The sequence below is a fragment of the Rhizobacter sp. P3_C12 genome (assembly GCF_056402735.1).
The window spans coordinates 22,008-29,859 of the sequence record NZ_JBFUGW010000050.1 but is presented as its reverse complement, the minus strand read 5'-3'; the positions used below and the strand labels follow the sequence as shown (position 1 = coordinate 29,859).

The window sequence follows — 7,852 nt, the reverse complement described above, 5'->3', positions numbered from 1 at the left end:
ACCTGGAACTGCGCCATCCGAAGGAAGCCCAGGCCGCGCTGACGCAGTACGTGCAGCGCGCCGGCAGCGGCAGCCTGGCGCCAGCGCCGGCGCCGGTCGTGCCGGGCGGCGACGATGACGACGACGACGCCCCGCCGACCGCCGACCAGGGGCTGGTGCAGGCCTACCTGCTGCTGTCGCAGGCGGCCGAGCAGCAGCGCGACTATGCCGGCGCCGAAGCCTGGCTGAAGAAGGTCGACAGCCCGCAGCGTGCGCTCGAGGTGCAGACCCGGCGCGCGTCGCTGCTGGCGCGCCAGGGCAAGGTCAAGGACGCGCGGGAGCTGATCCGCCGCGCCCCCGAGAAGACGACCGAGGATGCGCGCTCCAAGTTGCTCGCCGAGGCGCAGATCCTGCGCGACGTGAAGCAATGGAACGAGGCGAACACCGTGCTGGCCAAGGCGAACCAGCGCTTCCCGAACGATCCCGACCTGCTGTACGAGCAGTCGATGATGGCCGAGAAGCTGAACCGCATGGACGAGATGGAGCGCCTGCTGCGCCGCGTCATCGAGCTGAAGCCCGATCACCACCATGCGTACAACGCGCTGGGCTATTCGCTGGCCGAGCGCAACCAGCGCCTGCCCGAGGCGCGCGACCTGATCCGCAAGGCGCTCGACCTGGCGCCGGGCGAACCCTTCATCACCGACAGCCTGGGCTGGGTCGAGTACCGGCTGGGCAACCGCAGCGAAGCGCTGCGCCTGCTGCAGCAGGCCTACCGCTCGCGGCCGGATGTCGAGATCGCCGCCCACCTGGGCGAGGTGCTGTGGATCAGCGGCCAGCGCGACGAGGCCCGCAAGGTGCTGCGCGATGCGCGCACGCGCGACAACGCGAACGACGTGCTGAAAGAGACGCTCGCGCGCTTGCGGGTCGACCTGTGACGCTGCGTGCCCTGGCAGCGCTGCTGGCCGGCGCGGTGCTGGCTGGCTGCGCGACGCTGCAGCCGGTCACGCCGCCCGCGTCGTCCGAGAGCTTGTCGGGGCGGATGTCGGTGAAGGTCGATGCGACGCCGTCGGCCGCGGCGCGCTCGGTCAGCGCCAGCTTCGAGCTGCAGGGCACGCCGCAGGACGGCCGGCTCGACCTGTCGACGCCGCTCGGCACGACGATCGCGCAGGCCCGCTGGTCCGGGCGCCAGGCGCTGCTGACCACCGGCGGCGAGCAGCGCGCCTACCCCGACCTCGATTCRCTGACGCAGGACATGCTCGGCGAGAGCCTGCCGATCGTCGCGCTGTTCGACTGGCTGCGCGGCCGCGCCTGGGCCGGCGCGCCGAGCCGCCCGGCGGTGCCGCCGGCCGACGCCGGCTTCCAGCAACTGGGCTGGGACGTGAACCTGGCCCGCTTCGACGAAGGCTGGGTGATCGCCCAACGCGTGCAGGCGCCCGCCGTCGTCGTGCGCGCCCGCATCGACCGCCCCTGACACCGCTCCCGCCCGATGAGCCTGACCGCCTTGTACGACGTGGCCGCGCCGGCCAAGCTGAACCTGTTCCTGCACATCATCGGCCGGCGCGCCGACGGCTACCACCTGCTGCAATCGGTCTTCGTGCTGATCGACTGGGCCGACACGCTGCACCTCGAACTGCGTCGCGATGGCCGACTGGCGCGCCACGATTTGAGCGCCACGCTGCCGGCCGACGACCTGTGCCTGCGCGCGGCGCGTGCCTTGCAGGCGGCGTCGGGCACCGCGCTCGGCGCCGACATCTCGATCGACAAGCAGGTGCCCTGGGGTGCCGGCATGGGCGGCGGCAGCTCGGACGCAGCCAGCACGCTGCTGGCGCTGAACCGGCTGTGGCAGCTCGGCTGGCCGCGCGAGAAGCTGATGGCGCTCGGCCTGACGCTGGGGGCCGACGTGCCGTTCTTCCTGGCGAATTCGGAAAAGGGCAGCGCCTGGGTCGAGGGCATCGGCGAGAAACTGACCCCCCTCGACCTGCCCGCACAGTGGCTGGCGGTCGTGAAACCGGCCGCGAGCATCGAAACCCGTGGCATCTTTCTCAGCCCGCTGTTGGCTCGCAATACAGATGCTGCTATAGTCGCAGGCTTCCTTGAGGACGGCGGAATACAACGCCTTCTTGACGGGTTCGGTCGCAACGATTTGCAGCCACCTGCCGAGAGCCAGTGTTCCGAAGTGGCGCAAGCCGCCCGTCTGCTCGAGGCTCGCTTCGGCAACAGCCGCATGACGGGCTCCGGCAGTGCGGTGTTTTCGAGAGTCATGAGTAAAAGCGGTACAGCCGACGTACCCACGGCGACAATGCCGACGGACCTGCCGTCGGGTTGGGTGGGTCGGATGTGCCGAAGTYTGGTGCGGCATCCCTTGCAGGGCTGGTAGAGCCTGCAAAGCTGACGCAGAGACTGAAAAAGTTGAAGGTGGATCGCGCTCCGATGATCGCGGTCAACCGGTGTAGGGGAGTCGCCAAGTTGGTCAAGGCATCGGATTTTGATTCCGACATGCGAGGGTTCGAGTCCTTCCTCCCCTGCCAAATTCTTTGATGTGTCTTGTTTCCCGGTGCTCAGACCAGCGCACGCGGGGCTGAAACGGAAGGGTGGGTGCGCTGGACCATGAATGCGCCCCTCGCTGCGCCGATCAACGCACCCCGCAACGCACACAGCAAGAGCGTCGACGGAGGAAACGTGCTTTTCAACACCGTGCTGTTCACCGGCAATGCCAATCCCGCCCTCGCGCAGGAGATTGCATCGCATCTCGGCATCGAACTCGGCAAGGCTTCGGTCGGCCGCTTCTCCGACGGTGAAGTCGCCATCGAGATCCAGCAGAACGTCCGCGCACGCGACATCTTCGTCGTCCAGCCGACCTGCGCGCCGACGAACGAGAACCTGATGGAGCTGTGCATCATGGTCGATGCACTGAAGCGCGCCTCGGCCCGCCGCGTGACGGCCGTGATCCCCTACTTCGGCTATGCGCGGCAAGACCGCCGCCCGCGCTCGACGCGCGTGCCGATCAGCGCCAAGGTCGTCGCCAACATGCTCGAGGCCGTCGGCGTCGAGCGCCTGCTGACGATGGACCTGCACGCCGACCAGATCCAGGGCTTCTTCAACATCCCGGTCGACAACATCTACGCGTCGCCGGTGCTGCTGTCCGACCTGCAGAGCAAGCGCTATCAAGACCTCGTGGTCGTGTCGCCGGACGTCGGCGGCGTGGTGCGCGCGCGGGCGCTGGCCAAGCAGCTCGGCTGCGACCTGGCCATCATCGACAAGCGCCGCCCGAAGGCCAACGTCTCCGAGGTCATGCACGTGATCGGCGACATCGACGGCCGCAACTGCGTGATCATGGACGACATGATCGATACCGCCGGCACGCTGGTGAAGGCGGCCGAGGTGCTGAAGGAGCGCGGCGCGAAGAACGTCTATGCGTATTGCACGCACGCGGTGTTCTCCGGCCCGGCGATCGAGCGCATCAAGGGCTCGCAGCTCGACGAAGTCGTCATCACCAACACCATCCCGCTCAGCGACGAGGGCAAGACCTGCTCGAAGGTGCGTCCGCTGTCGGTGGCATTCCTGTTCGCCGAAACCATCCGCCGGATCTCCGACGGTGAATCGGTGACCTCCTTGTTCGCGGAACAGAACAGCAATTTCTGATCCGCAGACGACGGCTTGCGCTTCGGCGCCGGCCGAGTTCGCGGGGCCGCAAGGCCCCATTCGAGACACCTGGTCGCGGGTGTCTTCCAATCTTTTGGAGTCAACATGAAATTCGTCGCATTCGAGCGCAAGCTGCAGGGGACCGGAGCGAGCCGCCGCCTGCGCTTGGCTGAAAAAGTCCCCGGCATCGTCTATGGCGCCGGCACCCCTTCGATGATCGAACTCGATCACAACGCGCTGTTCCATGCGCTGAAGAAGGAAGCCTTCCACTCGTCCATCCTCGAGATGGAACTGGCCGGCAAGACCGAACAGGTGCTGCTGCGTGATTACCAGATGCACCCGTTCCGCCAGATCGTGCTGCACATCGACTTCCAACGCGTCGATGCCACCACCAAGATCGTCAAGAAGGTGCCGCTGCACTTCATCAACGAGGAAAACTCGCCGGCCGTCAAGACCGACGGTTGCCTGGTGAACCACGTCGCCACCGAACTGAAGATCCAGTGCCTGGCCTCGCAGCTGCCTGAGTTCCTGACGGTCGACCTGGCCACCCTGGTCAAGGGCCAGTCGCTGCACGTCAGCGACCTGAAGCTGGCCGACGGCATCAAGGTCGTCACCCAGGGCAAGCCGAACCCGGTCATCGCCTCGACCTCGGTGCCGGTCGAAGAAGAAGCCGCTCCGGTGGTGGTGGCCCCGGTGGCCGCCGCCCCGACCAAGGCCAAGAAGAGCGAGAAGCAGAACCGAGGCTAAGCCCTCCGGCCTGCTGCCCGCACGAAGCCCCGCCTTGGCGGGGCTTTTTGCTTTCAGCGAAGCATCGCTTTCATTTCTGCCGCCGGGTCGGCATGAGTCACATTTGAAAGCGGTTTCAGCCGTCACGTTTGAGATACGTCTCGGGCCCGCCGATGGCCTTACCGTGCAGCCCCACCACTCACCCGGGGAGCTAGCATGTCGATTTCCATCACCCACCCCTTGCGCCGCGCCGGCTGGGCCGCGCTGCTGGCGTTGGGGGCCGCATTCGGCGCCGCCCCGGCACAGGCCGCGGACGCCGACGCGGTGTGCCTGTACGAGCACGTCAACTACCAGGGCGCGTCGACCTGCAGCGGCACCAGCAGCGGCTGGATCGGCAGCGCCTGGAACGACCGCGCGTCGTCGGTCAAGGTGCGCAGCGGCTACCAGGTCGAGCTGTTCGAGCACTCGAACTACGGCGGCCGTTCGCTGAAGCTCGCCGCCGACAACGCCAACCTGGTGCCGCTGGGCTTCAACGATTTCGTCTCCTCGTACAAGCTCACGCAGACCGCGAGCTGCGGCGCCGTCGACTGGGTCGAGGGCACCGTCTACCGCAGCGTGGGCACGATCGTGCGCTACCTGCCGAACGGCAACTACTACAAGCTCGTCAACGTCACCGCGAACGGCAGCGACGCGACCAACCCGACGATCAGCACCTGGTACTGGCAACCGACCACGTGCGACGGCGGCAACAACGGCAACCCGGGCGGCCTGCCGGCCAAGGTCGCCGGTGGCTACTACCCCGACTGGAAGCCCTCGCCGCTGCGCATCCGCGACCTGCCGGCGAACTACAACCTCGTCTACCTGTTCGCCGCGCGTCCGGTCGGCGGCTCGCCCGGCACGACCGGCGCGGTCACCTGGACCGCGCCCGGCGACGGCCGCGGCGCCGCGACCAACCTGAAGGCCGACATCCAGTACGCCCGCACGACGCAGGGCCGCAAGATCATCCTGTCGGTCGGCGGTGCCGGCAACGGCATGAGCTTCCCGAACCGCGCGAAGTCGCAGACCTTCGTCAACAGCGTCGTCGGCATCGCGAACCAGCTCGGCGGCCTCGACGGCATGGACTGGAACACCTTCGAGGGCAGCCAGGCGCCCGACACCAACGAGATGATCTGGATCAGCCTGGAGCTGAAGCGCCAGATCCCGGGCTTCATCATCAGCGCGCCGCCGGCGCCGYGGAACTCGGTCGACAAGGTGTTCTGCAAGTCGATGGTGGATGCCGGCGCGATCGACTACTGCGCGCCGCAGTACTACGACGGCCCGAACCTCGCCGACCCGGCCTACGTGGTCAACAGCATCAAGGAATGGGTCGGGCTGCTCGGCGCCGAGCACGTGGTCGTCGGCTTCGGCATCAATGCCGGCGTCACGAACTACATGACGCGCCAGCAGGCGATCGACACCTGGAACCAGGTGAAGGCCAACCACCCGGCGATCCGCGGCGCATTCGACTGGGAGATCGGCACCGACGAGACGCAGGGCTGGCCGTTCGCGAATGGCGTCGCGCCCCTGGTGAAGTAGTTGAAGCAGTGAAGTAGACCTGTACCGGTCCGGCCCGCCGGGGCCCCAGCCGATAATCCGCGGATGATTCGACTGATGGTGGGCCTCGGCAACCCCGGGCCGGAATACGAAGCGACCAACCACAACGCCGGTTTCTGGTGGATCGATGCGGTCGCGCGCGAATGGAAGGCCTCGCTCACCCCCGAGCGCAGCTACTTCGGGCTGGTCGCGCGGGTGAACCGCCCCGACGGGCCGCTGTGGCTGCTGGAGCCGCAGACCTACATGAACCTGTCGGGCAAGTCGGTGGCGGCGCTGGCGCGCTTCTTCAAGATCGAGCCGCAGGAGATCCTCGTCGCGCACGACGAACTCGACCTGATGCCCGGCCAGGCCAAGTTCAAGCGCGGCGGCGGCCATGCCGGCCACAACGGGCTGCGCGACATCCATGCGCAGCTCGGCAGCGCCGACTACTGGCGGCTGCGGCTGGGCATCGGCCACCCGGGCGTGAAGGCCGAGGTGATCGACTACGTGCTGCGCAAGCCGAAGCCCGAGGCGCGCGTCGCGATCGAGGACACGATCGCGAAGACGATGGCCGCGCTCGACCTGATCGCCGCCGGCGAGATGGAGCGCGCGACGATGAAGCTGAACGCGAAGCCCCCGCGCCCGAAGCCGCCGCGGCCCGCGGCGCCCGATGCCGCTGGTGCGCCGGTGGAGAAAGCCGAATGAAGCCTGCCCTGATCGCGACGACGCTGTGGGCCGTGTCGTGGGCGATGTCGGGCACGAGCGCGGTGGCCGGGCCGACGGTGTACCGCTGCGGTCCCGACCGCAATGTCTACTCGCAACTGCCGTGCACCGATGGCGAGGCCGTCGACGCCCGCGATGGGCGCACCGCGAAGCAGCGCGCCGAGGCCGAAGCGGCGGCGCACAAGCAGGCCGAGACCGGCTCGAGGATGGAACAGGACCGGCTGGCGCGCGAAGCGGCCGTCCGACCGTCGAGTGCGATGAACCTCGCACCGGTCTCGCATGCCGCGTCGGCGCCGAAGGCCAAACCCGCCAAAAAGGCGAGCAAGTCGACGAAGGGCCCGTCCGCGAAGGACCGTCAGAACGACGACGAGGTGCGGATCATCGTGCCTACCGCCAAGGGCAAGCCGACGAAGTGATCAGGTGACGATCAGCCGGCGGCCTGCGCCTGCAGCCGCCGGTACTTGTCCCACAGGCTTTCCTGCGTCTCGACATGCTCCGGGTTGACCGGAATGCAGGCGACCGGGCAGACCTGCACGCACTGCGGCTCGTTGAAGTGGCCGACGCATTCGGTGCACTTGCCCGGGTCGATCACGTAGTACTCCGCGCCCATCGAGATCGCCTGGTTCGGGCACTCGGGCTCGCACACATCGCAGTTGATGCAGTCGTCGGTGATCATCAAGGCCATGGCACGGGTCCCGCGAGAGCTCAGGCGTCGGGTTTGACGCGCTGCTGGAGTCGGTTGAGCACCGAGGGTGACACGAACTTCGAGACATCACCGCCCAAAGTGGCAATCTCGCGCACGAAAGTGCCGGAAACGAACTGGTAGTGGTCGCTGGGCGTCAGGAACACCGTCTCCACGTCGGGCATCAGCTGGCGGTTCATGCCGGCCATCTGGAACTCGTACTCGAAGTCGCTGACGGCGCGCAGCCCGCGCACCACCACCTTGCCGCCATGCGAGACGACGAAGTCGCGCAGCAGGCCGCGGAACGCGATCACCTCGATGTTCGGGTGCTTGGCGGCCAGCTCCTGCGCGATCTCGAGCCGCTCGTCGAGCGTGAACATCGTGCGCTTGTGGTGGCCGGCCGCCACGGCGACGATCAGCCGCTCGAACAGGCGCGCCGCGCGCCGCATCAGGTCTTCGTGCCCGAGGGTCATCGGGTCGAAGGTGCCGGGGTACACGGCGGTGAGGCGGGTCACAGAGGTCAAGACA

General features: G+C 67.6%; 10 protein-coding genes and 1 tRNA gene. 9 read left to right on the top strand and 2 right to left on the bottom strand.

What is annotated here, in order from left to right; genetic code table 11:
- The 9 genes from AC1DXV_RS10865 to AC1DXV_RS10825 all read left to right on the top strand — a co-directional run.
- The coding region (locus AC1DXV_RS10865) for a tetratricopeptide repeat protein (RefSeq protein ID WP_477933537.1) at nt 1-914 on the top strand (914 nt) is incomplete at its 5' end.
- Nucleotides 911-1,450 (top strand): lipoprotein insertase outer membrane protein LolB, encoded by a 540-nt coding sequence (locus AC1DXV_RS10860; RefSeq protein WP_477871103.1) that lies wholly within the window; start codon nt 911-913, stop codon nt 1,448-1,450. The genes AC1DXV_RS10865 and AC1DXV_RS10860, both read left to right, overlap by 4 nt.
- 15 nt (nt 1,451-1,465) lie before the next feature.
- The gene (gene ispE / locus AC1DXV_RS10855) at nt 1,466-2,356 is read left to right on the top strand and encodes a 4-(cytidine 5'-diphospho)-2-C-methyl-D-erythritol kinase (protein ID WP_477871101.1); all 891 of its coding nucleotides are present in this window, start codon (nt 1,466-1,468) and stop codon (nt 2,354-2,356) included.
- A gap of 74 nt (nt 2,357-2,430) precedes the next feature.
- A tRNA-Gln gene (locus AC1DXV_RS10850) sits at nt 2,431-2,507 on the top strand.
- A 151-nt stretch (nt 2,508-2,658) separates the two neighbouring features.
- Nucleotides 2,659-3,621, top strand: coding sequence for a ribose-phosphate pyrophosphokinase (locus tag AC1DXV_RS10845; RefSeq protein WP_056809748.1), 963 nt, complete (start codon nt 2,659-2,661; stop codon nt 3,619-3,621).
- Nucleotides 3,622-3,726: 105 nt separating this feature from the next.
- Nucleotides 3,727-4,368 carry a 50S ribosomal protein L25/general stress protein Ctc gene (locus AC1DXV_RS10840; RefSeq protein ID WP_477933535.1) on the top strand — a complete coding sequence of 214 codons (642 nt, stop codon included), beginning with the start codon at nt 3,727-3,729 and terminating at the stop codon, nt 4,366-4,368.
- A 195-nt stretch (nt 4,369-4,563) separates the two neighbouring features.
- Nucleotides 4,564-5,922 (top strand): peptidase inhibitor family I36 protein, encoded by a 1,359-nt coding sequence (locus AC1DXV_RS10835; protein WP_477933533.1) that lies wholly within the window; start codon nt 4,564-4,566, stop codon nt 5,920-5,922.
- Nucleotides 5,923-5,985: 63 nt separating this feature from the next.
- Nucleotides 5,986-6,624, top strand: coding sequence for an aminoacyl-tRNA hydrolase (gene pth, locus AC1DXV_RS10830; RefSeq protein WP_477864629.1), 639 nt, complete (start codon nt 5,986-5,988; stop codon nt 6,622-6,624).
- Nucleotides 6,621-7,058 carry a hypothetical protein gene (locus AC1DXV_RS10825; RefSeq protein ID WP_477864628.1) on the top strand — a complete coding sequence of 146 codons (438 nt, stop codon included), beginning with the start codon at nt 6,621-6,623 and terminating at the stop codon, nt 7,056-7,058. The genes pth and AC1DXV_RS10825 overlap by 4 nt, the downstream gene beginning before the upstream one ends.
- 11 nt (nt 7,059-7,069) lie before the next feature.
- On the opposite strand, the gene AC1DXV_RS10820 is transcribed toward AC1DXV_RS10825, so the two are convergent.
- Nucleotides 7,070-7,327 carry a YfhL family 4Fe-4S dicluster ferredoxin gene (locus AC1DXV_RS10820; RefSeq protein WP_477864627.1) on the bottom strand — a complete coding sequence of 86 codons (258 nt, stop codon included), beginning with the start codon at nt 7,325-7,327 and terminating at the stop codon, nt 7,070-7,072.
- A gap of 20 nt (nt 7,328-7,347) precedes the next feature.
- Nucleotides 7,348-7,848: a pantetheine-phosphate adenylyltransferase gene (coaD, locus tag AC1DXV_RS10815; RefSeq protein ID WP_047506454.1), complete on the bottom strand. Its 501-nt coding sequence runs from the start codon at nt 7,846-7,848 to the stop codon at nt 7,348-7,350.
- Nucleotides 7,849-7,852: the final 4 nt, after the last annotated feature.